The 24,331-nt window shown below is 53.0% G+C and carries 20 protein-coding genes and 1 other RNA gene; 10 read left to right on the forward strand and 11 right to left on the reverse strand.

What is annotated here, in order from left to right; all coding sequences use genetic code 11:
• Positions 1–75: 75 nt before the first annotated feature.
• A complete protein-coding gene (locus tag JIN87_RS08340) occupies positions 76–969 on the reverse strand; it encodes an AraC family transcriptional regulator (protein WP_200355090.1) in 894 nt (297 codons plus the stop codon).
• A gap of 89 nt (positions 970–1,058) precedes the next feature.
• On the opposite strand from JIN87_RS08340, the gene JIN87_RS08345 reads away from it, so the two are divergent.
• From JIN87_RS08345 to JIN87_RS08355, 3 genes are all read left to right on the forward strand, one after another.
• On the forward strand, positions 1,059–2,102 hold the full coding sequence (locus JIN87_RS08345; RefSeq protein WP_200355091.1) for a Gfo/Idh/MocA family protein: 1,044 nt from the start codon (positions 1,059–1,061) through the stop codon (positions 2,100–2,102).
• A gap of 14 nt (positions 2,103–2,116) precedes the next feature.
• Entirely contained in the window at positions 2,117–3,022 is a 906-nt protein-coding gene (locus JIN87_RS08350) for a sugar phosphate isomerase/epimerase family protein (RefSeq protein WP_200355092.1), read from the forward strand.
• 201 nt (positions 3,023–3,223) lie between these two features.
• A complete protein-coding gene (locus JIN87_RS08355; RefSeq protein ID WP_200355093.1) occupies positions 3,224–4,711 on the forward strand; it encodes an MFS transporter in 1,488 nt (495 codons plus the stop codon).
• 36 nt (positions 4,712–4,747) lie between these two features.
• Here the strand turns inward: JIN87_RS08355 and JIN87_RS08360 are convergent, their stop codons facing one another.
• Positions 4,748–5,524: a sugar phosphate isomerase/epimerase family protein gene (locus JIN87_RS08360; RefSeq protein ID WP_200355094.1), complete on the reverse strand. Its 777-nt coding sequence runs from the start codon at positions 5,522–5,524 to the stop codon at positions 4,748–4,750.
• A 122-nt stretch (positions 5,525–5,646) separates the two neighbouring features.
• Between JIN87_RS08360 and JIN87_RS08365 the strand changes: the two genes are divergently transcribed.
• Positions 5,647–8,706 (forward strand): glycoside hydrolase family 9 protein, encoded by a 3,060-nt coding sequence (locus JIN87_RS08365; RefSeq protein WP_200355095.1) that lies wholly within the window; start codon positions 5,647–5,649, stop codon positions 8,704–8,706.
• A 21-nt stretch (positions 8,707–8,727) separates the two neighbouring features.
• Here the strand turns inward: JIN87_RS08365 and JIN87_RS08370 are convergent, their stop codons facing one another.
• The gene (locus JIN87_RS08370; RefSeq protein WP_200355096.1) at positions 8,728–9,549 is read right to left on the reverse strand and encodes a hypothetical protein; all 822 of its coding nucleotides are present in this window, start codon (positions 9,547–9,549) and stop codon (positions 8,728–8,730) included.
• A gap of 19 nt (positions 9,550–9,568) precedes the next feature.
• Positions 9,569–10,555: a zinc-dependent alcohol dehydrogenase gene (locus tag JIN87_RS08375; protein WP_200355097.1), complete on the reverse strand. Its 987-nt coding sequence runs from the start codon at positions 10,553–10,555 to the stop codon at positions 9,569–9,571.
• Positions 10,556–10,812: 257 nt separating this feature from the next.
• Between JIN87_RS08375 and JIN87_RS08380 the strand changes: the two genes are divergently transcribed.
• Complete coding sequence (locus JIN87_RS08380; RefSeq protein WP_200355098.1) at positions 10,813–12,312, forward strand: sulfatase family protein; 1,500 nt, start codon at positions 10,813–10,815, stop codon at positions 12,310–12,312.
• Between the two features lie 515 nt (positions 12,313–12,827).
• Here the strand turns inward: JIN87_RS08380 and JIN87_RS08385 are convergent.
• Positions 12,828–13,601, reverse strand: coding sequence for a GIY-YIG nuclease family protein (locus JIN87_RS08385; RefSeq protein WP_200355099.1), 774 nt, complete (start codon positions 13,599–13,601; stop codon positions 12,828–12,830).
• Positions 13,602–13,849: 248 nt separating this feature from the next.
• Positions 13,850–14,206: a transfer-messenger RNA gene (gene ssrA / locus JIN87_RS08390) on the reverse strand.
• 213 nt (positions 14,207–14,419) lie between these two features.
• On the opposite strand from ssrA, the gene JIN87_RS08395 reads away from it, so the two are divergent.
• Positions 14,420–15,904, forward strand: coding sequence for a mechanosensitive ion channel family protein (locus JIN87_RS08395; protein WP_200355100.1), 1,485 nt, complete (start codon positions 14,420–14,422; stop codon positions 15,902–15,904).
• A 46-nt stretch (positions 15,905–15,950) separates the two neighbouring features.
• Complete coding sequence (locus JIN87_RS08400; RefSeq protein WP_200355101.1) at positions 15,951–17,078, forward strand: hypothetical protein; 1,128 nt, start codon at positions 15,951–15,953, stop codon at positions 17,076–17,078.
• A 149-nt stretch (positions 17,079–17,227) separates the two neighbouring features.
• Here JIN87_RS08400 and JIN87_RS08405 read toward each other — a convergent pair whose 3' ends face one another.
• Entirely contained in the window at positions 17,228–18,208 is a 981-nt protein-coding gene (locus JIN87_RS08405) for a malate dehydrogenase (protein ID WP_200355102.1), read from the reverse strand.
• A gap of 196 nt (positions 18,209–18,404) precedes the next feature.
• On the reverse strand, positions 18,405–19,466 hold the full coding sequence (locus JIN87_RS08410; protein ID WP_200355103.1) for a 3-deoxy-7-phosphoheptulonate synthase: 1,062 nt from the start codon (positions 19,464–19,466) through the stop codon (positions 18,405–18,407).
• Between the two features lie 258 nt (positions 19,467–19,724).
• Here JIN87_RS08410 and ygfZ point away from each other — a divergent pair, with 258 nt between their 5' ends.
• The 3 genes from ygfZ (at position 19,725) to JIN87_RS08425 (ending at position 21,294) form a co-directional block, all read left to right on the forward strand.
• Positions 19,725–20,654 (forward strand): CAF17-like 4Fe-4S cluster assembly/insertion protein YgfZ, encoded by a 930-nt coding sequence (gene ygfZ / locus JIN87_RS08415; RefSeq protein WP_200355104.1) that lies wholly within the window; start codon positions 19,725–19,727, stop codon positions 20,652–20,654.
• Positions 20,647–20,853 (forward strand): hypothetical protein, encoded by a 207-nt coding sequence (locus JIN87_RS08420; RefSeq protein WP_200355105.1) that lies wholly within the window; start codon positions 20,647–20,649, stop codon positions 20,851–20,853. The genes ygfZ and JIN87_RS08420 overlap by 8 nt, the downstream gene beginning before the upstream one ends.
• A gap of 126 nt (positions 20,854–20,979) precedes the next feature.
• Complete coding sequence (locus tag JIN87_RS08425; protein WP_200355106.1) at positions 20,980–21,294, forward strand: HU family DNA-binding protein; 315 nt, start codon at positions 20,980–20,982, stop codon at positions 21,292–21,294.
• Positions 21,295–21,395: 101 nt separating this feature from the next.
• Here the strand turns inward: JIN87_RS08425 and JIN87_RS08430 are convergent, their stop codons facing one another.
• The 3 genes from JIN87_RS08430 to JIN87_RS08440 are packed head-to-tail and all read right to left on the reverse strand — an operon-like array spanning position 21,396 to position 24,152.
• A complete protein-coding gene (locus JIN87_RS08430; RefSeq protein ID WP_200355107.1) occupies positions 21,396–22,277 on the reverse strand; it encodes a prepilin peptidase in 882 nt (293 codons plus the stop codon).
• 12 nt (positions 22,278–22,289) lie between these two features.
• Positions 22,290–23,216, reverse strand: coding sequence for a shikimate dehydrogenase (gene aroE / locus JIN87_RS08435; protein ID WP_200355108.1), 927 nt, complete (start codon positions 23,214–23,216; stop codon positions 22,290–22,292).
• A gap of 36 nt (positions 23,217–23,252) precedes the next feature.
• A complete protein-coding gene (locus JIN87_RS08440) occupies positions 23,253–24,152 on the reverse strand; it encodes a transglutaminase family protein (RefSeq protein WP_200355109.1) in 900 nt (299 codons plus the stop codon).
• Positions 24,153–24,331: the final 179 nt, after the last annotated feature.

A 24,331-nucleotide genomic window follows, 5' to 3' on the forward strand; every position in this document is an offset into this window, starting at 1 on the left:
CCCCTGTCGAATCGCGTGACAAGCACGCTCCCACTTATTTTCTGTTTCGGATTTCGCACTTTATTGGAGAGTCTCTCAGGTGAGCTGGGAACCTCTTCGACTTTTGCGGTATTCTGAAGCGGAATAACCCATCTCATCCTTAAAGGCGCGGGAGAAGTAATTGAGGCTGGTGAAGCCGGTTGACCAAGCGATTTGAGAAAGATTGAGTGACGGATCTTGTAAGAGTGTAATCGCGTACTGAATACGTTGCTTCCGAATATAATGATTGGGAGTGGTGTCGGCGTATTGACGGAACAAGCGGGTGAAGTGGTCAGGACTGCAGTTGAGCCGATCGGACAGGAACCTGACGGAGAGCTTTGGATTGCTGATTTCGCTGCTGATAAGGTCTTGGGCTCGGATGACGCGAAGATCGTAGGGTTTGTGGTAGGTCTCGGCGTTTTCCAGAATCTCGAGAAGGAGGGCGAAGAACGCGCGAAGCAGACCGTTTATATGCAAGTGCGAGTTACGATTAGGATGGCTTGTTTGGTGGGTAATTTGGTTGATGTAGCCGAGTGCCAGTTCAGCAGAAGCGGTTTGATAGGTGTCACCCGAGCGAACCTCGGGGGAATCGCCATCCCGGCATTCGGATTCGAGGACGTTAAGATGACTCTGACCAAAGCAGATGACAATATTGTGAAACGGACCGTTTGAGTCAGCGTATCCAGATTCTCCGTGCGGTAGGCCCGCATGGATGATGGCAGCCTCGCCTGCCTGAAGATCGAAGGCGGAATCTGGGCATCGGAATTTGTTAGTGCCGGATTGCTGGAGGAACACTTCTGGCGTAGGGTGAAAGTGCATACACCTGACCCGTTTTCTCAATTGAGAGACAGGCGGCAGGTGCAGGGTGTTTTTCTCCGCCAACAGTCCATCCAGGTAATCAGAAACGATTTGCCGATGGCTCAAGTTGCGTTGTTGAAAGGGGCTTGTCATTGGGGAGTCGGAAATGTGCTAATCTTGTCGGCTATCTGGAATCAATGGAAGTTGAAAGTGGATGCCTGAACGGTGAGTCTACTTGGACTATGGTAAAGCTTGCAGTAATTGGCACTGGAGGAATGGCGAACCATCAGGTCGAGTCATTCTTGAAAATTGATAAGTGTGAAGTGGTCGCTGCCTGCGATATCGATGAGGAACGTGTATCGGATTTCGGAAAGAAGCACGGAATCAAGACTCTTTATACTGATACCGATAAGCTTTTGGCGGAGGTTGAGTGCGATGCGGTGAGCATTGTTACGCCAGACGCGTATCACCATCCGCTTACGATGAAAGCGATCGCCGCGGGAAAGCATGTTCTCTGTGAAAAGCCGTTGGCCCTAAACGCAGCGGATGCGCTTGAAATGTCGGAAGCGGCGAAGAAGGCGGGCGTCATAAACATGGTCAACTTCTCCTACCGGAACAGCTCCGCGATTCAATACGTGGCGAAACTGGTTGCTGCGGGCGAGCTGGGTGAGATCCGGCACCTGCACGCTTACTATTTGCAAGGCTGGCTTGCCCAAGATGACTGGGGCTTTTGGGAGACGAGTCCGCATTGGCTCTGGAGGCTTTCGACCAAGGCGGGCAGCATGGGAGTTCTAGGGGATATTGGAGTGCATATTCTGGACTTTGCTGGGATGCCGATGGGCGCCTACAAATCTGTTAATTGTAAGCTCAAGACCTTCGATAAGGGAGAGAATAATACGATGGGAGGCTTTGAGCTGGATGCGAATGACTCTGCCATTGTTACCGCAGAGTTTGCGAACGGAGCTATCGGGACGATCCACACGACTCGTTGGGCTCAGCCCCATCAAAACTCGCTTCGCTTGAACCTTTACGGCGACAAGGCCTCGGTAGAGATCGATTTAGATACTTCTTATTCGCAGTTGAAGATAAGCCGTATCCTCGGACGCAAGTCGATGCCATGGGAGACCGTAGATTGCGGAGAGACTCCGACGAATTTCGAGCGCTTCATCACGGCGGTAGAGTCGGGAGTTCAAGATCAGGCGGATTTTGCCCGTGGGGCAGAGGTCCAAGCAGTGTTGGATGCCTGTTTCGAATCAGATAAGGAAGATAAGACGGTGAATCTTTAGTTGGAGAAACGATTATGTCATTGAATAAAGAATACGATATTCGAATCGGTACGCTGGTCGGACAAGGTCAACGAACCCCAGAGTACATTTCCCAAATTTTACCGCATGGGTTTGAGTCCTTTCAGATCAACTTTTGGCAGACCACAGGTGATACCGATCTTGAGCGTTTGGCGGCCGAAACGAAGGAAGTGATAGATGGACATGATGTGATCGTCTCCTCACTCGGAGTCTTTGGAAATCCGCTTGGGGATACGGAAATCGATGAGCAAACGAGAGAAAGTTGGCGCAAGTGTATCGATGCTGCGGGGGACTTTGGAGCAGATCTCGTTTGCGGCTTCGCGGGGCGGGTCAGAGAAAAGCCAGTACCGGATTCCATCGATCGTTATGTAGAGGTTTTTGGAGAGCTATCGGAGCGAGCGAAAGACAAGGGGATCCGCATCGCCTTTGAAAATTGCCCGATGGCTGGAACTTGGGAAAGTGGTGATTGGAACATCGCGTTCAATCCTGCTGCCTGGGACATGATGTTTGATGCGCTTCCGGCCGAGAACATAGGGCTGGAGTGGGAGCCGTGTCATCAGATGGGGCAGCTAATCGATCCGATCGCGCAATTGAGAAAGTATGTGAGCAAGGTGTTCCACGTGCATGGCAAGGATGCGAGCCTCTACCATGAAGTGATCCGGGAGTTTGGAGTGCATGGTCCGAAACCCCACTTCGAGCATCGCCATCCCGGTTTGGGAGATAGCAACTGGACGGATATCATAAGCGAGCTAAGACGTGGCGGCTACAAGGGTACTATCGATATCGAGGGCTGGCATGATCCCATCTATGTGGGCGACTTGGAAATGACAGGACAGGTTCATGCTCTGGAGCACCTAAAACGGTGCCGGGGAAACTATGTGCCCAACCCGGTCGGGTTTTAAGTATCCAGCTCATCTAGGTAACGGTTGTTGCCCCCCAACGGACACAGATTCGCTCTGGACCCATTTTGCCCGCTGGGGACAGCGGGCTCTACCTTTACTGACGCTTTCCATGAAGCTTCGATCTCCAGCTCTGCAGGAGCCCAACTTGATGTTGAGTGGTGCAATGTTGAGCTGTGCCATGGCTGTTGCCATCTCTGAAGCATGAGTACCCTGAAGACCGAAGCAGACCCCGCTGCTGGGAACCCCCAGAGTTCTTCCAAAAGAAACATTTCCAAAGAGCCGAAACCGGGCGAACTCGTAGCCTTTGGGTCGGCTCAGTCTGTCTTTGATTTGCAGAACGTGACGATGAACACGTTGCTGCTGCAGATCCTTAACATGGTTTTGCACATCAACCCCGTATTGGTGGGGGGACTACTAACGGTCCGTTCGTTTGTGGACGCGATTACGGATCCACTGATGGGGCATGTGACAGATAGCACGAGGACACGCTGGGGCCGCCGCCGTCCCTACATTCTCGTAGGCGGGATTTTGACCGCGGTTGTAATGGTGGCAATGTGGCAGTTTGACCGGAATTGGGACCATCAAACGATCGCCAATTACATGGGAGTCGCGATTGTCATGTTGGCGATAGCAACTACGGTGCAGAACGTTTCTTATGGGGCGTTGACCTTCGAGATGTCGCCTAGCTACCACGGGCGTACACGTGTTCAAGTCTACCGTGCGTATTGTCAAAAAGTCCTGGGGCTTGCGAATCCTTGGTGGATGCCGATCGCTATGTTGCCCCTGTTTGGCGACGGTTTGACTGGAATGCGGTCTCTTTCATTCCTGTTTGCGACGATCATGGTTTTGGTAAGCGTGGCTTGTTTCAAGTTCTGCCATGAGCGCACGGAACTGTTGCCGCTTGAACGATCCGATGATAGGGGCTTTGTCGCCGACGTGCTTTCACCAATCGGCAAATTCTTTGTCGGTATTTGGAGTACCATTACGAACATACACTTTGCAAAGGTCACCATGATCTACATGACCTTGCTCTTTCTGCTCGGTGTCTTTCAGGCCTATGGGAGTTACCTGACGATATACTATCTCTTTGATGGCGATCTGCTGAAAGGATCGGCGTTCCACGGTGGGGCAGGCACTCTCGGAGCGGTCTTTGGCTTTTTGGCGATACCGTTCGCATCGATGTTATCACGCCGCTATGAAAAGCACATCGCACTCAAGATTTGCATCACCTGCATGGCGTTTGGATCCGCTTCGAACTATTGGTTTTACCAGCCCGATTATCCTTGGCTGCTCTATCTCGCCCAACCCTTCTATTCAATCGGGATTGCAGCTTTGTTCGTGCTCTTGGGTTCTCTCTTCAATGACGTAATCGACGTGGACGATCTGAAAAATGGTGTCCGCAGAGAGGGGCTCTTTTCAGCGACTTCAGGTTTCTTCATGAAGCTAGCCGGTTCAGCGGCGGGGTTGTGTACCGGGCTGGTTCTGAATTACACGAGGTTTGATGCTGCCCTTGGCGGCGATCAACCGGAAGGGACGTACCAGAAACTTCTGTTCCTTTACTCCTTTGGTCCGGTTGCGTTGCTGTTGATCTGCATCGCCTTACTCTGGAGATACCCGCTTACCGAGAAGCGGATATCGGAGATACAGACCCAACTGCACGAGAGAAACGAACGTGCGGGATCCGTGTGATCGGGTGTAGTTGAAAATCGGAAACGAATTCGTAACCTAGTCGACTAGATTACCTTTGATGTAATCGAAGCTCTTCTTGAGAGAGTCGAAAGGATTGCCCGGGCACTCGTCTTGTTCGACAACGAAGGTTTCGCATCCGCTAGCTTCGGCAGCGGAGATGATGCGTTTGAAGTCTAGATTTCCCGATCCGATTTCACCCATTGTGGATTCGTTGCCTTCGTAGACGGTCATGTCTTTTATGTGAAGGATGGGAAGGCGTCCGGAGACCTTTTGGCACCAGGTTACTGGATCGCATCCTCCACGTTGGATCCAAAATGTGTCGAGTTCTGCTTTCACTAGATCCGGATCTGTCCGCTCGAGGATGGTATCCAGGACGATCTTTCCGTCCCGCTTTAGAAACTCGAGGGCATGGTTGTGATAGAGTAGGTTGAGTCCGGCCTCTTTGTAAACCGCTCCTGCTCGGTTGAGGCGGTCGATGAGGCGATCTACGCTCGCAGGGTCGTTGAAGTCCGTATCGTGCGGGTATGAGTAGATAATGTACTCGCAGCCCAGGTCCTTGATGTGGTCGACTAGGGTTTCTGGTTCGTCCAGTGTTTTGCCGAGATCTTCGTGGGTAGAAGTGATGCGCAAACCGTTATCGTTGCAGATCTGCAGGGTCTCTTTTGCGCTTATCATCCCCTGGGGGAGGGCTGCCAGTTCGACGGCTTGGTAGCCGATTTGGGCGAGCTTCTGACAGCTGTCTTGAAAGTTCTTTTCGCTCTGAATGAAGTCGCGAATTGTGTAGGTTATGGCTGCGATTTGGTCGATTTTCATCTTGTTCCATGTTCTTTCTTCCGCCCTTAGGAATCAACGCGCAGTTTCTGTACGTTGACCCTTTCATAAGCGTAGAGTGCATCGTTGGTTGAGCCCCAAACACTTTAACGACTTTCCCAAACATGATTTTTAGACGGTTCTGTCTTTTGCCCTTTTTCCTGACAGTCGGACTCGCTTCCGAGCTGGTTGAGGTAAGCCCGTTGACGGATTCAATCCTACTGGTCCATTTCGACGACGGATTCGTTGAGCGGCATCAGCTTGGCGAGTCTCGTAGAGCGGATACAGTGATCGTAGACCCGCTCGATGTGGAATTGGCGAGTCAGGTGAGTTCCTATTCGCTGTCCAGTGAGAGCGATGCGAATTATCAAGGAGGCAAAGCTCCGTCATCGGTCGGTCGAAAAAGCAAGGCCACTGATTTTTCTTGGATTTGTGAATCGTGGGTTAGCGGTCAGGGATGCGTGAACTCGGGCCCAGATGCAGCATTGGAGCATTGGCTCTACCTTTTCCTTCCTGACCCGTTGGTAGATGGCGCGAGTTATCGTTTAGAGCTCGGCAGCTTATCGGGAGGTCAAGCGGTCGAATTTGTTTATGATGTCAAAAGCTCTCGATCGGAAGCAGTTCACGTCAATCTGCTAGGGTATGTTCCGGAGGCGACTAAGAAATTTGGATACGTATACGCTTGGCTAGGGGATAGCGGAAAACTTGAGTTGGCAGACTACGCCGGGAACGCGTTTCACCTGATTGATCGAGAGACGAATGAGAGTGTGTTTTCCGGAGAGCTGACATTCCGTAAGGATTCGATGAATGCGGAAACCCGCCAGCCTGCAACTGACGAAACTCCAAACCAGAACTTTCTCGGAGCGGATGTCTATGAGTGTGATTTCTCCGGGTTTACGGGTACTGGCAAGTTCCGTCTCGCGGTAGAGGGGATAGGTTGCTCATTCGACTTCGAAATTCATCCCGACATTTACAGGGAGGCTTTCAGGACAACGGTACGCGGCCTTTACCATAACCGAAGCGGTATCGCTCTTGAAAAGCCCTATACTGTTTTTACTCGTCCAGCACCGCATAATCCTAACCTCACGCCCGGTTTCGATGGAGTCATCAAGTATACCAGTTCCCGGATGTTGGATTGGGTAAACGATAACCATTCAGAGGAAGATAAGCCTGCTATCGAGAATGGAATTGAGGGGCCGATAAACACTTGGGGATGGTATCAGGATGCTGGAGACTGGGATGGTTACGTCACGCATATGAAGATTCCAAGTTTGCTGATGTTCGCGTTCGAAGCGGCCCCGGATAACTTCAAAGATGGAGAACTCAATATTCCTGAAAGTGGAGATGGGATACCGGATATATTGGGGGAAGCCCGCTGGTTGTTGCGTTTCTACTATCGTACGCGGATGGCGATGAAGGATGCGGGGTATGGGACTGGTGGTGTAGGCGGCGGTCGCGTTGCGGGTGACTGGTTCGGAGGAGATGAAGCCGAAGATGGGACCACGAAGGCGTCATGGACAGATGTCGATCGCACCTACATCGTTTCTGGCGAGGATCCGATGACATCTTTCAAGTACGCCGCCATCGCCGCTCACTATGCTTACATTTTAGGTGAATTTGGATACAACGATCCGGAGGGGATTGATTGGGAAGAGGAGGCGAAGACCGCGTATGATTGGGCGATTCAAAATACTCTGGATGGGGATGATCAGATTCGCTTTAGTGGCTCGTTTCTTTGGGAATATCGTCTTTATGCGGCTGCGGCTTTGTATCGTTTAACGGGTGTTGAAGTGTATCAAACTCAGTTTGAAGCGGATGCTTCAAGCATTCAGGCGACCAGCTTCGTGCAGGGTGAAGCCCGTTGGGGAACCGCTTTGTTCGCTGGTATCGAGAATGTTGAGAGTATTAACGCTACGTTGAAAGATCGCATGCAACAAGCGATGCTTGCCACCGCGGATCGAGTCCTAGTAACGCATATCGATCAGCGTGCGTGCCGTTGGGGGGGGAACATCGATCAACCGATGAACGTAGGCCAACCGACGACCCCAAAGATTCCGGAAGTGATCCTTGCTTACCCGATCGCCAAGCAGATCGATCCAGAGCGGGCCGAGGTGTATTTGAACAATGCGAGAACGACCGCTGATTACTTTCTCGGTACGAACCCGCTTAACATGACTTGGGTGACGGGGCTCGGTGAACGTCGACCGGAACGTCTCTTTCACATGGATAGCTGGTACAATGGTCGAGATGAGATGGTACCTGGGATTGTACCCTACGGGCCATGGCAACAAAGCCTGGTGCTTGGAGAATCTGAGACGGGGCCCTGGCAGCATGTATGGGCAAACAAATACATTTACCCTGACGATATTGGAGTTTGGCCGGGGCATGAGCGTTGGTTCGAGCAATGGACTTCGCCTCTGACTAACGAATTCACAGTACACCAAAACACTGTGATCTCTGCTGTGGTCTATGGTTTTCTTTGTGGATCGAACGAGGAACGTGATGCGTCAGCTCCGAGTTCACCAAGCGAAGTAACAGCGAATGAGCTGAGTTCCGAATCAGCGGTGCTGAGCTGGGCAGAGACGAATGATGATGTCAGGGTTATTGGATACAACGTATACCTCGATGGAGAGCTTTTTGATCAAATTGAGGGCACGCGTGTGAGCTTTGACCAATTGACTGCGGGGGCCGGTTATACCGTGGAGATTGAAGCCATCGATCATGCGGGTAACCGATCAGAGGAAGTCACAAGTATTGAGCTCGTTTCTGACTTCTCAGCGAAAGTTAAGACCGAGCTGGTTGCCTGGAGAATTCAGAACTTTGGCACAGAAGAAAACCAAGGAGACGCCGCTGATGACGCAGACCCGGACAAGGACTCTGTATCCAATATCATGGAGTTCTATTTAGGGACCGACCCAAATAGCTTTTCGGCCGCATTCGATCTGTTCGATGCTCAGAAGGAGGGAGGCAACTGGTATTTCTCTGCCGCAGTAGAGGGTAGTGTGGGCGAGGGGGTTGTATCATTCGAGTCGTCAGAGGATCTTTTGAACTGGGGGCTCGCAGATTCATCAGAAGTCGAGAAGGCCGGGAACCTCTGGGTTTTCAGGGGAGCGCTTAGCGGAACCCTGCAGAAACCGTCTTTTATTCGATGGCGTCTGGGGGAACCTGGTATACAGGTCCGTTGAGTGTGTTTTGCTAACAGCCTCCTAGGCTGTGGCAGACAGGTAGATCGTGTGTGAAACCTTCTCGCCAGACGTCGCTTCGAGAACAGGGGAAATTTGCTCTAGCTCGGTGAACTCGCTATCGTTGGAGCACCAGATCTGACTTCTGTAAGCAGAGTCTATCTCCGCGGAGTTTAATCCGGAATAGATACCGTGCTCCATGGAAAGAGTGCCTCGCTCGGATTCGAAGCAAATCGTTTGAACGGGGAATCCCAGTTTAACTCCGTCGCTACTGACTTTTGAAGGATCGATTATGGCGTTTTGATCGTTGGTTCTAATGGCAGGGCTCGATGTCGGATGATTCGTTTCGAGTCCGATCGTTAGGTAGCCGTGAGGAGTAGAGTCCGATTTCTGGATACGAAGTTTTATTCGTTCGGCACGAGGGACCGCGAGTACATGCATCGCGTAATGATCTGTGGCGCTTGGCTGCCATTCGCATGAGCAGGCGAGTTTCGAACCAGACCAGAAGTAGCGCCTCGTAATCCGAGGGAATTGTGGGGCGGTGTGTGGCAGTTCGAGTGTTAGCGCTTCTCCAGAAAGATGACAGTTTGCTTGGGAGCGTTCCCAGTCGATCGGTGGGGGCCAGTTCCAAATCCGCTGGGGGCCAAGCCAGAAGCGATGTCCGCCGAAGTCCTTGTTTAGACCAGTGGGACTGTAGAGGAGATTGCGACCTGTCCCGTAGGACCCGAAGTGTACGAGTCTTCCTCTCGTGGGGCTAACGATTGCTAGGCTTCCTCCAACGGCAGATTGGTAGGCTTTCTCTCCATTCCAGATGATGGATTCCCAGCTAGCAAATTGGGTGGTCACCGATTTGGAATTCGTGAATTTAGCTCCACTTGAAAGTGCCTGTAATCAGACTTTCATCTCTAGAGATCAACCGGTCGTAAACGCTTTGGGCCTCTTCGGGGTCGTAGGGGGATCCGATGAGCTTATCTACGGACAATTGGCCGGAGCCCAAAAGATCAAGAGAGTCGGCGAGGTCGGACTTGGAGTTATCTCGAGGCAGGAGGAATGTAGTCTCGCGCTCGAAGGCGTCCACGTAGGGAAATTGTAGTGACATGGGTGAGCCTTGTATGACGAAGCGGGAACCAGCGGTATCGGCCCCCCAATCAGGGACTCTTCCGAGTTTGATCGCTTCTGGAAAGACTGCGGCTGAGCCGGTCGAGTCGACGATGCTGTCTGCCCCGTTTGGATACGTTTCGAGCAAAGCGGACTCTAGGGAGGTCCCTTTCACGCAGATCGCGTTGATGCCAAGACTTCGTGCGAGTTCGACTCGGGAGGGCGACAGGTCGAGGGCCAGAATGTTAGCAGGAGACGTCTTGTGGATCAAAGCCGATAGCATTCCTATTGGGCCAAGCCCAATAACGACAATGTTTTCACCGGAAGTGGGACGGTTCAATTTGAAGCCATGCAGTGCAATTGCGATCAGTTTAGTCGCGGAAGCTTGCCTGAGGTCGACTGTGTCCGGAACTTTCGTCAAGTCCCCGTCGTCCACGGTCGCGAACTCTGCGTGTCCTCCCCACATGCTGTTCGCGTCGGTTTTTTGTGTCCCGCAGAATTGAACCCTATCTCCTTTCTTCCAACTGGAGTTTGGTCCTGCTCTTTCGACGACTCCAGCTGCGGAATATCCAAGAACTACAGGGTGAGCGGGGAGGCCTGGTTGGCTTCCGTTGAGAACGCGCAACTCGGTGCCAGGGCTGATGGTCGAGTAAGTCGTACGAACGAGAGCTTCTTTTTCTCCGGGTTCCTGGATACCGATGTCTGCGATTTCGACTCGATTTATATCAACTGCAACTAAGGCGCGTCCCTTCATGTTTTGACCAACTATTTTCAACTAGGTCTGAATGATCTTCAATAATTCCCTCGACGTCCAAGTCGGTAAACTGAACGTTGATCAATGAGGTGGTTCCGAAGGTCGTGGCTGAGGAGCTCGCGGCGACACTAGAGCGAAGCGATGCACCGAACCTGCAGTATCTTGTGAGCTTTATCCGAGGTTAAGCACGCCCATCTGAACGTTCATCAATTTCTGTTCGAAAAGTCGGCATCCGATAAGGTAGCTTCGGGTCCTACATGATGAAGATTAAACGAAAATTAGCTGGGTTTAACGTACGTGCTCTCATTTTGCTACTGGTACTGAGCTTTGGTGAGGAAGCGCGAATCTGGGCGAAATCCGAAAGACCTAACATCGTATTTATCTTAATTGACGATCAGCGTTACGATTTTCTCAGTTTTTTGGACCATCCTTGGATCGAGACTCCGCGTATCGATGAGCTCGCATCTCATGGCATGTATTTCGATCAAGCCTTTGTTACAACTTCGCTTTGCTCTCCCAGTCGAGCTTCCATCGTAACCGGAGTATATGCTCATACGCACGGTGTCATTGATAATGATACGCCAGTTCCTGAGAATTTGGATACGTTTCCCAAAGAACTGCAAAAAGGAGGCTATCATACCGGGTTTGTGGGTAAATGGCACATGGGCGGTAGTAATGACATGCCACGTCCTGGATTCGATTACTGGGCTTCGTTCAGGGGACAGGGCCCGTACAATGATCCTGAAATGAATATTGATGGGGAGGTGTATCAGAAGAAAGGTTACACTCCGGACGTGTTGACGGACCTCGCGGTAGAATTTATTGAGGAGCAAACTCAGTCCGATAAACCCTACTTTCTTTACCTTTCTCACAAGTCGATACACGAAGATTTTACGCCAGCTCGAAGACATGCTGGGCGTTATTCCGACCTTGAAATCCCGCTTCCTGAATCCTTCGGGAATAGCGAAGCGAACTATGCTGGAAAGCCGGACTGGTTGAAGAAGCAACGCGTTAGCTGGCACGGAGCCGAGAGGGATTACGGGATACTCGACTACGGAAGTTTTGATCGATTTTTCCAACTGTACAGCGAATGCATGCTCGGTGTTGATGAAAGCGTAGGGCGGATCGCGGATACTTTGGAGCGGTTGGGTGAACTAGATAATACGGTGATTATCTATTTCAGTGACAACGGCTACTTGATTGGTGAACACGGGCTGATCGACAAGCGGGTTATGTACGAAGAGAGTATTCGAGTGCCTGCTTTCATTCACTGGCCGAGTAAAATTAAGGAAGCATCGGTTAACTCAGAGTTCGTTCTCAATGTTGATTTGGGGCCTACGATCTTAGACATCGCCGGAATCGGGACACCGGAATCAATGCACGGAGAGTCGTTCTTGCCGCTAATCGAAGGAGAGTCCGACGGCTGGCGTCAGGATTTCGTGTACGAGTATTTTATCGACCCTAACGCGGTGCAGACACCGACAATCTTTGGACTCCGAACCAAGGACTACAGCTACATGACCTATCACGGAGTCTGGGATCTCTTTGAGTTGTACGACATGCAGAAGGATCCGAACCAGCGGAACAACTTGTTAGGCGAAGTGGATTATGGCTGGGGGTATGGTGGCTTCTTGAAATACACCCGGCAACAGCTGCCGGAAGTGTATCCAACCGTGAAGCGATTGGATAATCGTCTGACGGAATTGATGGAGGAATTAGGTGGAAGTCGAAATCCGTCCTGGAAGTTGGCGGACTGAATCGCGGAGAAATATTGTATCCCGGTGAAACGCACCCCCAGCATATTCAAGTGCATTTGAAAACGGGATACGCTTGCATTTACACGCTGAATCTTGGGCAAGTGTGGGAAGGAGACTGAAGGCCTGTCGGTCTTCTTATGACGGAAAAAACGGAAAAAATCGACACGTCTTGTTTTCATGTCGATTGGATCGACATGTTGCTATTTGGAAGTGGCCACTCTCCTTGCGAGCCCGGGCGAGAACGACGCCGATGTCCTTACTGCTGGAAATCCGTGCTGATTGTGAGCTTTTCATACCCGATCGGGTATCAAGCCTTTGCGACGTACTAGCGGGAGTCACAATCGGGTGAGAACTGCCTGCTGAAACAGAAATCAGTATGGCGAGCTTGCACCAGCTGGAACTTTCGCCGCGACCTGTCTCGACGTCCTCGATCAATTCGGAGTCGAACGCCCCAAGTTCGAAAATCCAAACGAGAACGACGGGTATTGGAAGTGCTAAACTTCAGCGAGCTTGTCTCAATCTCGATGGAGCGTTTGAAGCTTGTAGCCTTGGTTCTCTAGGCTTTGGGCGAGGATCTTGATGATCTCTTCTGTCTTAAAATCTTCGAAGGCTCGTGAGGCTCGGTCGTCTGACAGGATAACGTCCATGAAGCGTCGGAATGGTTTGGGACCGTTTAGTGCTCGCAGAAATCTCTCGCGTGTAGGCTCGGAGATATCTGCGGATTGCGCGAAGTCTTTCCTGATCATGTATCCATCACTTGAATCCACAGGCTGCAAGTAAATGAAACGATCGTCTTCATCTGGGGCGACTGTTTTCCCGCATGCGTTTTTGACTTCATCTGTCCCGATGTAGATTTCACCTGTTTCCGCGTCGAGAAAGGCGCGTTCTAGGTCATTGCTGGAGTCCATCCACATGGTGATCCAGTCGAGTGTTGAGGGTGAAACGGATGCTGGTTTTAAGAAGGGGGCTGTATCCTTCGACTCTTCTTCCGGAGCTAGGGGCGTGGGTTTGTCCTTCGTGTTGAAGGGACTGGATTTGTCGAGGGGTGGCCAGAGCCTTTTGTTTGCGAATGCTCTGCCAGATCCGCTTTTCAGGTAGTCTTCAAAGTCTCTAGCTGTGTTCTCGTCGGAAAAGGCGAAGTAGTTTACAAGTTGCCAGGGCTTGTGTTTGGCGGTGTTCGGGGACTGGCCGTTATTGTGGGCTACGAGGCGAGCTTGCACATCTTCGGTGTAACCTGTGTATCGTTGAGTTGGGTGTTCAAAGGATTGGAGTTGGTAAACGTAGAACATGTTTGACCCTATCTCTACTCGTTGACGAGTCGCAATCGTGTTCTTCCATTTGCGGGGAGATCGGACTGGTGTGTCCGCCTTCGCCGAAGCCTTGGCGAAACAGCTATTCCCTTGTGGTGAAGAATATGACGAAAATCTTAACCTTTGGTGTTCGCTTAAGTCCTCCTTCGCTCTTTGAGCTTCGGCGGACAGTGCCAGGCCCTCCTTTGCTAAAGCTACGGCGGGCACTTTTCAGCTGAGCTGAAATGTGGTGGAGGTGGCGGGAGTCGAACCCGCGTCCCTCGAGCCTTCTCGAAAAGCGTCTACATGTTTGTTCTCGTTTTTGATCTCACCTCTGGGTCGCGACGAAACCGCGCTACCTTTGAGGCCAGCCCGCTGATGAAGTACGGCTAGGACGCAACAGACATCCGTTCCCAGCTATGCTCGCTAGTCGTCGCCTCGCACCACCTAGCGAGTATCGGTGGGGAGACGTAGCTGATCTATGCAGCTAGAGGCATTTCTTCGTGTGTGCCATTTGTGTTTTTGATGGACGATTTAAGAGGCCAACCATCATCCTCTACATGCAGCCAGACGTTCCAACTTGAGGTCGAATCCGGAACACCCCCGTGCGCCAGCGGAGCTGGCGAGGCTTTTAGTCTGTAGGTGTTTAGACTGTAGGCCTTGGAAATTGGGCGAAGTTGGTTCGGAACTTCGGAAATTGTTGGTGCCGCATTTGCGGCGGTTTGACTTGGAGTCAAAGAACAGGATGAGGCTTATGCGCCGTCTTTGCGCACAAATCAAGTTGATAGCGCGCAAGCTAGTAGACACAGTTTTTACCAATGAGTGCCTTATCCTCCTCTGTTTTGTTGGCCGAATTTTCGTTTTCGGGGTTCATCGAAGAGACAATCGTGCCGTGGTGGGAGCGTTTCGCCCAAGTTTTCGTGGGCGAGGACCTAGTGATTCAATCATCGGTGATCGTAGGAGCGCTTGTTTTGTCCTGGATCATTTCGGCTGCAATGAAGCCGATGTGCAAGCGGGTGACGGAGGCGATCGAGGAGCGGGATGACTGGGTGGAGGAGACCGTCGATTGGCTGGCGGACAATTTGTTTCGTCTCTTGCTGGCGGGAACGCTTTGGGCGGCTTCGCTTTGGTATGACGCGTATAATTTGGAACAGGCCACGGTCATCACGCCGCCGTCCGCAGTGACATCGGGCGAGGTTGCGGTTGGTGAATCAGGCGTGGAGTTGTCTCAAGGGACTTCGGTTGCTCCGGAAAAACGTGTATCCGTAAAGAACTACATTCTGATTCGTGCGTTTGCGAGTATCGCGACGCTTTGGTTGTTGTCTGGAGCTTTGCCGACTCGATTGAAGAAGCAGGCTTACTATAAGATCTTGTTCTTCGTTTTAGCGGCTGGGTTGACGCTTAATTTGTTGGGGATTTGGAACGCAATTAGTGAGGGCCTGAATGGGATTAAGCTGTTGCCGGTCTCGGGCTCGACGGAGACGCGAGTGACGGCATTGACCCTGGTGAAAGGTGTCGTGGCAATCCTGATACTGATCCCGGTGGCCGGGTGGCTGATGAAGTCCTCGGAGAAGAAGGTGACTCGTATGGCGAATGTCTCGCCGGCTTTGCAGGTGCTCTCAGTTAAACTGATCAAGGTGCTAGTCGTAACGGGGGCGGTGTTGTTCTCGATCAGTGCGGTGGGAATTGATCTTTCCTCTTTTGCGGTGCTTGGCGGGGCGATCGGTTTGGGGCTTGGCTTTGGGTTCCAGAAGGTGATTTCGAATTTGATCAGCGGTGTGATCTTGCTGGGAGACAAGTCGATCAAACCTGGCGATGTGATCGAGGTGGATAACACGTATGGCTGGATCAATACGCTGGGCGCTCGCTACACGTCGGTGATTACGCGTGATGGTACGGAGCATTTGATTCCGAACGAGATGATGATTACCGAGAAGGTGGTTAATTGGTCGTTCAGCAGCGACAATGTTCGGGTAAAGATTCCGTTTGGCGTTTCTTATAATTCGGATGTACGCCAGGTGATGAAAATCGCTAATGAAGCGGGCGCTGCGCATCCGCGCGTGCTCAAGGATCCAGCGGCGGCTACGCGGATGATTGGCTTTGGCGACAATAGCGTGGATTTCGAGCTGCGTGTTTGGCTGAAGGATCCGGCGGATGGCTTGGGTAATATCCGGAGCGATTTGTTATTGGCCCTGTGGGATGCGTTTCAGGAGCACAATATCGAGATCCCATTCCCGCAGCGCGATTTGCATATTCGTGATTCGCAGCCGATTCCGGTGGTTGTGAAGGAAAAGGATGAATAGGTAATGAGTTTGGGGTTCTGGGTGACGGGTGCTGGGTTGTCTTGTTATGAAAGCGTTGCGGTTCGAGGTTCGAGATCGGTTGAAGGAGAATGAGCTCCATTTGACGGAATTGGCTAACTTCGAATGGAGCGAGTCTGCAGAGGAGGTCGATGCTGAGTCTTTGCTGCTGGATCCAACGGTTACCTTGTATTGCTTCGATGATGACATTGAGCACGCGGTGTTTGTGGGCTCGGAGAAACGGATAAACCCGAGGGAAGAACCTTTCTATTTTGTAGCTCAGTATCGGTCGGCGACGCATTTGTATTTTCTGCCGATTGATTCATTCAGGGAGTTGGCGAAGCGGATCGAGATCGAGGAAGAGCGAGTTAGTTTCGTACATTCCGTGGGCCGATGCGGATCGACTTTGATTAGCAAAGCGTTTGCGGCTGTTGATTCTGTGGAGAGCTATTCGGAACCGGATGTTTTCATGCAGTTGCTCAGTTTGCGGGGGCGGGGAAAGATTGGGGGCGACGAGCTGACGGCTTTAACGGCGGACTGTGTTCGCTGGACACTGAGGCCTGAGTTGGATGTGCGAGCGGTGTCGCATTGGTCGATAAAGTTTCGGAGTCAATGCACGGAAATGGCGGGGGATTACTTTAAGGCGTTTCCGAAATCTAAGATGCTGTTTTTGTACCGGGATTGGCGCTCGTGGCTGGGGTCTGTGTATCGTGCCTTTATCGATCACGAGACCGAGGGCGATGAAGAGGTGAAGGCTATGGTCGAGGATGTCTTCAAGACGATCCATCCCGTGTTTTCTGAATACGTCACGGAAGGGCGTTCGCTGCCGTTAATCCAGAGTTGGCTTTTGTCTTGGGTGGGGAGCTCGGAGGCGTATCTGAAAAGCTGTGACGCTGGAGGTGAGTGGGTGGCGGCCAGTTTCGACCAGATAAAAGAGGATCCGAGGGTCGTGGTTGAACGACTGTTTGAGCACTGCGGGATAGTGATCAGCGATGAGGGGGTGCTGGAGAGCGTCTTTGCCCGCGATTCGCAGGAGGGGAGTGTTATTTCTCGGAAAGAGATTGGGGAGATCCCAACGATATCGGAGGCGGAGCTGACTCGTTTGGAAGGTCTTTTGAGGAAGCGGGTGTTGGTGGATCGGGCTGAGAGTGGATTGCCGTATTTGATTGAGGTGTGAGGAGGGTGTTGGTGGCCGCTGGGACAGCGGCCGCTACCTGGTTGGGGTTGTGAGCTATGGCATTGCGGCTCGCCGGGCCGTCGAGCCCTACCATGAAAAAAGCCAGTCGCGAGGCGACTGGCTTTGTGGTAATTGGTTTTTGGTGACGATTAGAGGAGGTCGGAAACCATTGTCTTCTCTTCGGAGAGCTCGGCTTCTGTTTCCTTGATCTTCTGTTGGCTGAACTCGTTGATATCGAGGCCTTCGACAACGGAGAGCTTTTCGCCGTCGCTCTTGATTGGGTAAGAGTAGATGAGGCCTGGCTCGATGCCGTATTCGCCTTGTGAGCAGATGCCCACTGAGAAGACGTCGTCAGCTGCGGTTGGTTTGATGATGTTGGCAACCGTGTCGATCGCAGCGTTGGCAGCGGAAGCGGCGGAGGAGAGTCCGCGAGCCTTGATGATGGCCGCGCCGCGTTGCTGTACGGTTGGGATGAATTCGTCCTTGTACCATGCTTCTTCGGTGATGACATCCGTAGCTGCCTTGCCACCGATTGTCGCGTCGAAGTAGTTTGGATACATTGTGGAAGAGTGGTTACCCCAGATGGCGAGGTTCTTCACGTCGGTAACGTCTACGCCTGCCTTGAGAGCGAGCTGAGTCTTGGCGCGGTTTTCATCGAGCTTGGTCATCGCGAACCAACGATCCTTCGGTACGTCTGGAGCGTTGTTCATAGCGATGAGACAGTTTGTGTTACATGGGTTGCCGACTACGAGAGTGCGGATGTCCGATGCAGCGTTCTCTTGGATCGCCTTGCCTTGAGAGGTGAAGATCTTGCCGTTGATGCCGAGGAGGTCCTTGCGCTCCATGCCTGCCTTGCGAGGTACGGAACCGACGAGGAGTGCCCAGCTTGCGCTGTCGAAACCTTCGTTGAGGTCGCAGGTTGGGACGATGCCCTTGAGGAGTGGGAAAGCGCAGTCTTGGAGTTCCATTACGACGCCTTCAAGCGCCTTCATTGCTGGCTCGATCTCGATCAGACGGAGAATAACCGGTTGGTCCGGTCCGAGCAGTTGTCCTGACGCGATGCGTACGAGGAGCGAGTATCCGATTTGTCCGGCAGCGCCGGTTACAGCCACGTGTACTGGGTTTTTCATAGCCCCTCGAAGCTATGTGCTGTCGTTATGAAAGCGAATCAAAAGAACAAGCCGTGCTAATAAATAGCACGGCCTGTTTGAGTGAATTAGATTTGCTTAAGTGGGTGTTAAGCTGGGGCGAGGTGATGGGCGCTGGGTTATTGGTGCTGGGAATGGGTGAACCTGCACTGCGGCTCGCCGGGCCGTCGAGCCCTACCTAGGCGTTGGCGAAGCGGGCGGCGAGTTTCTCGTAGGCGGAGAGGACGCTGGCTTCGGTGGTTTCCCAGTCGATACAGGCGTCGGTGATGGAGACGCCGTACTTGAGGTCTTCCTTGGGAGCGGGGAATTTCTGGTTTCCTGCTCCGAGGTTACTCTCGACCATGACACCGATGATGGAGTCGTTGCCGGCTGCGATCTGGTCCATGATCTCGTCCCAGACGATCGGCTGGCGGTTGTGGTCCTTGTTGGAGTTGCCGTGGCTGCAGTCGACCATGATAGCTGGAACGAGGCCTGCCTTGGTGAGATCCGCTTCGCACTTGGCGACGGAGTCAGCGTCGTAGTTCGGGCCGCCGGAGCCGCCGCGGAGGACGACGTGGCAGTTTGGGTTGCCGCTTGTGGTGACGGCGGATGCTTGCCCGTCGCGGTTGATGCCGAGGAAAGTCTGGGTGCCGCTGGCTGCCTTGATGGCGTTGACCGCTACGCCGACGGTGCCGTCCATGCCGTTTTTGAATCCGACTGGCATGGAGAGGCCGGAGGCCATTTGGCGGTGGGTTTGGGACTCGGTGGTGCGAGCACCGATGGCGGACCAGGAGACGAGGTCCGCTATATATTGTGGCGTGATCGGGTCGAGCAGCTCGGTGGAAGTGGGTAGGCCGAGGTCGATGACCTGACGGAGAAATTCGCGGGCGACGCCGAGGCCTTTGTTGAGGTTTTCGGAGCCGTCGAGGTCGGGATCCATGATGAGGCCTTTCCAACCGAGTGAAGTACGTGGCTTCTCGAAGTAGACGCGCATGACGAGGCAGATGCGGTCCTTGACCTTTTCGCTGAGGGCAGCGAGGCGCTTGGCATACTCGAGGCCAGCCTCGGTGTCGTGGATCGAGCAGGGGCCGATGACGACGAGGAGGCGTTTGTCTCCGCCGAAGATGATCTCGTGGATTTCATCGCGGGACCTGGTGATAAACTCAGCTTGGGCTTCCGATTTCGGGTACTCTGAGATGAGCTGATCGGGGGTAGGGAGCGCAGCGGTGCTGATGACGTTGATGTCGGAGGTTTTCTTCACGGTGGGCCTTATTGGTAGAGAGGCGGATAAATTACAAATGCGAATTCCCCTAATCGGTGGCAAAAACTTCACTAATTGGGGTTAGAAAAAGGCGGACCGCCTACCCCTAAGCGATCCGCCATCTCGTTTTCTTAGTTACCCCAAATTCTCGCTAGGCGAGAAAGTGTTTGTTGATGCGGCGTGTTGATGTGCGTATTTTTTTTCCTGTCAATTACTATTTGGCTTGATGGACCGGTTTTTGGCGGGCCTGTAACTAGCATGCGAACACGGCGTTTTTATAGCTATCAACCTGGATGCGTCTTGCGGGCGAGCGGTCCTGATGCGGCGGAGTTTCTTCAAGGGCAGTTTTCCAACGACCTGTCGAAAATGGCGGCGGGTGATGTGGTCTACGGACTCTGGCTGGATCGAAAGGGAAAGATCGTGGCGGACAGTTTTGTTCTGCGCCGGGGGGATGAGGAGTTTTTGCTGGTGAGCTATCATTGCGCGGAGGGGGCGGTTTTCGAGAGATTGGACGCTTATCTAATAATGGAGGAAGTGGAGTTGGAGGGTTGTTCGAGCTTGAGTTCGGGTGTGGGGGTGTTCGGAGAGATTTCGGCGATAGAGGAGGATTTAGAAGTCGCGATTCCTGAGACGGGGAAATTCTGCGAGGAGGACGGCGTGATTGCTTTTTGGGGACGTCGGTCAGATGAACCGTGTTTGGAGATTTTGGCGATCGCGACAGAATCGAAGTCCAAGTTCGAAGGAATTTTGGAGGGCGTTCGATCGGGTGGGGCTGTTGAGTTGGTTGACGATGAGATGGCGGAGATGGCGATCCGGTCGAAGGTACCACGGATCGGAATTTCGTTTGGGGAACGGGATCTGCCTCAGGAGTTGGGATTGGAAGTGGATGCGGTTTCCTTTAGTAAAGGGTGCTATCTCGGGCAGGAGGTCATGGCTCGATTGCATGCGATGGGTCGTGTGCGGAAAGCTCTGGCTGTCTTGAGTATTGATGAAACGGTTACGCGAGAGTTTCCGCTCGACTTGGTGGATGCTGGTGGAAAACGGCAGGGTTCGCTTCGAGAAGTGGTGTATCCGAAGACTGGTGGCGTCGGCTTGGGCGTGCTGAATCTCTCGTTTGTTGAGGGGGATCTTTATGTAGGGGAGACGCTTGTGCGCCGCGTCGACACGGAGGAAACCGGTCATGAGTGAACTTGATCAAGTGACAGCTCTGCTCGTCAATTTCGGGGCGGATGAGGTTCAGGCGAAGGTGATGGCGGCCCAGTTGCTCAAGCGATCGGAGCAGATTTCAGAGGAAAAGGGAGTCTCCAAGGTCGAGGCTTTAGCTGGCTTGCTGGAGCTCGTGAAGGCGGGAAGATCAGGCGAAAGCTACGAAAGGCCCGATAAATAGGGGGAAAAAGGGCTATTTATTGTGTTTTGCCGTCTGTTTTGTTTTGACCGTTCTAGTTTGGGCGATTCAGTAATCGTTCGAATCTCTCTCACAGATCTACCCTAACAAAGTATAAAATACCCGAATATGAATAAATCTGAACTAATTGCCGAAATCCAAAAGAACCTCGGAGACTCCTCCAAAGCTGAAGCTGAAAAGGCTCTCGCTGCTGTTTTGTCTTCTATCAAGACCGCTGTTAAGAAGGCTGGTAAGGAAGTTAAGCTCCGCGACAAGGATGCAAAGGACGCAGTTGCGATCCAGCTCGTTGGTTTCGGTACGTTCTCAGTTGGCAAGCGCAACGCTCGCACTGGTATCAACCCGCTCACTAAGGAGCCTCTCAAGATCAAGGCTAGCAAGAACGTTAAGTTCAAGGCTGGCGCTGGTTTGAAGGACGTTCTTTAATTCTTCGGAAAAAGAATTTCTTTAACCCGCGGCTTAATGCTGCGGGTTTTTTTGTGCCCATTTCGTGGGCACGTGTTTACTTTTTGAGTGTGGTATTGGAACTATCCGAAGAGGATCTCGAAGTTCCGGAAATAGGCGAGTACTTGCTCTTCCAATACTAGGGTGTAGAGGAGCGCCCCGCCTGCGAGCATGGGGCCAAAGGGGATTTGGCGGCCCATCATGGCTTCTTCGTCCTGAGGTGTTTCCTGTGGCCGCGCTTTTTTAATGATGGTCCAGATGACGAGACCGATGCAGCCGAGGGTCGCTCCGCCAAAAATTGAGAATATGGCTCCTTGCCAGCCGAGGAAGGCTCCGATGCCGCCAAGCAGTTTCACGTCGCCAAATCCCATGGCTTCCTTTTTCAGGACGGTTTCGGCGATGAGGGCTATCCAAAGGATGGTGCCAGAGCCGATCAGGAGTCCGAGGATGGATTGGAGTGCGGCGTTGATACTTGATTGAGCGAAGTCGCTCCGTGCGAATCCGTGTAGTTCAGGAATCAATACGGACACCGCGAATCCTATGATGGCGAGACCGATTGAGAAGCGGTCTGGGATTTCCATGTGATCGAAGTCGATGAATGTCGCGCAGACGAGCATGGCAGCGAAAAGCATGATGCAAAGCGCTTTGAGGGGATCATGCGCGATCCATGCTCCGGTGAAGAGCAGGCCAGTGAGAGCTTCGATAAATGGGTAGCGGAAACTGTAGCTGCTGCCACAGCATCGTGCTTTGCCACGGAGAATGAACCAGCTAAGGATGGGGAGATTGTCGAACCACTTGATTGGTTGACCGCAGGCGCAGGTGGAGCCTGGGGTGACAACCGATTTACCGGCGGGTATTCGATAGATGCATACGTTGAGGAAACTGCCGACGATGGCACCCATGGCAAACGCGAACGTGGGGAGGAACCACGGGAATTCTTGTTCGATGAATTGAAGGGTATCCATTTTGGGGACGGCTTAGGCCATGGCTTGTTCAGCGGCCTTTTGCATGGTTTCGGCTGGGGCGTCGGTCTCGGTCCAGATGGAAAGGGATTTGGCTCCTTGGTGGACGAGCATGGAGAGGCCGTTTGCGACGATGCCGCCATTTTGCGAAACGAGGTTCATCAAGCGGGTGGTGGGCGGGTTGTAGATCATGTCGTAGCAGCAAGCGTTGAGAGGGAGTTTGTCCTCTGGTATCGGCGTTGGGTCGTCTTGCTTGAGACCGAGGGAGGTCGCGTTGACGAGTAGGCAGCCTGCTGGAAGCGTGTCGATGTCTTGTGGGCTGAGCGGGTGCAGGGGGATGTTTGCTGCGGCGGCGATGGGTTGGAGCTCTGAGACGAGTTTTCCGAGTCGCTCTTGATTGCGGTTGACGATGGTCAGGGATTGGCAGCGGGACTGGAGGGCTTGGATGGCGGCGGCTCTGGCGGCGCCGCCGGCTCCGAGGAGCACTAAGTCCGAGTTTTGTATTTCTCGTTGCAGTTCTCGTTCGATCCCTTGGGCGAGGCCGTAGCCGTCAGTGTTGTAGCCAGCCCAGCCGTCGTCTAGTCGGCGAAGTGTGTTAACGGCTCCGATAGGTTGGGCCTCGGGGTCGATCTGTGACACGGCGGGAAAGGCGATTTCCTTATGCGGGACGGTTAGGTTCAGGCCTTGGAATCCTTTGGCGTGAAAGAGGGGGAGGCTTTCGAGTAGTTGTTCGGGGGCGATCTCGAAGCGGAAGTATTTCCAGGCGCTTAGCTGGGGATGCTTGGCGGCGAGCTCTGCGAGAGCTGCGTTGTGCATCTGTGGGCTGATTGAGTGGCGTACTGGTTGTCCAAGTACGGCGAGGCTGGTGCCTTGAAACTGCCAATCGTGCAGGTCTTCTAGTGTGTAGGTGTGGTCGGCGGAGTAGCTGAGCATCGGGCTCATCGTTGCGGACGAGCTAGCTCTAGCGAGAAAAAACTGCTACTTGGTTTCGCCGCTGGGCTGCTTGATGTGAGCGTCCTGGAACTCTTTGATAAAGCTGGAGAAGAGTCGTGACATGCTTTCTTCGCCGACCGCTGAGTAGTGGTTGGCTAAGTTTCTACAGCATCGGGAGAGCACTTCGCGGACAGGGGCGGGGGCGAGGTTGCCCAGTTGGGAAATGGAGAGGTAGCCGCTGGAGTAGTCGAGAAGCTGGCCCGGGGCGATGAAGCGTCCGCGTTTGAACGGGTCGATGTAGAATGGGAGGTCTTCTTCGAAGGAACCTACAAGAAAATGCCCAGGGTAAGCGATGGGGTCTAGCTCCGCTCCGAGGCGTTGGGCCACGAGGAGGTAGAGAATGGAAAGGGAGATGGGGATTCCTTTTTTGGTTTCGAGCAGGCGGTTGAGGAAGCTGTTGTCCGGTTGCTCGTAGTCCTCGACGTTTCCGCGGAAGCCGAGCTCGTGGAAGAGCACGCGATTTATGATCACGCAGCGTTCGCGGGGGGATATCGGTTTGGCGATGAGTTCGCGGCAGCGTTCGGCGATGGCGTCGAGGGCGGTGCAGATGTCGCCCGCTCTGGCCTCTGGGTAGGCGACTCGGCAGAGCATGATGGCTCCGGTTTCCAGCTCGTAGTTTTGGGAGCGGATAAATTTTCGAAACTCTTCGCTAGGGTTGGCATTTTCCACGGCTCGCAGGACGCGTTTGGCGTGGATGGCTAGCATGCGGTTGGTTCCGTTGACGATTTCTTCTAGAAATGCGGTCGCGGCCGGCCCGATTCTGGAGAGCTCTTGTACGATGGCCTTTTGGACGAGAGGGCTGGGGTCGTCGAGCAAGCCGCGCAGGGCTTCCTGTTTCTCGTCTGTCAGGTCTATCGGTGCCACAACAACTAGTGTGGCGAGCACGCCTCTGATAGCAACTTGTTAGGGGCTTAAAGTTTGGATTTCTTTTGGGGGCTATTAGAAACGGCGCTCGGAGGGTGGATACGCGGCGCGGTGGGAGTCGGTTTTCCCAGATGGAGATAGGGCTAAGACCTTGGCTGGAGGTAATCCTTTGGAGGGGGGCTTGTTAAAAAAGCGAGAAT

Source organism: Pelagicoccus mobilis (assembly GCF_016595505.1).
Taxonomy (GTDB): Bacteria; Verrucomicrobiota; Verrucomicrobiia; order Opitutales; family Opitutaceae; genus Pelagicoccus; species Pelagicoccus mobilis.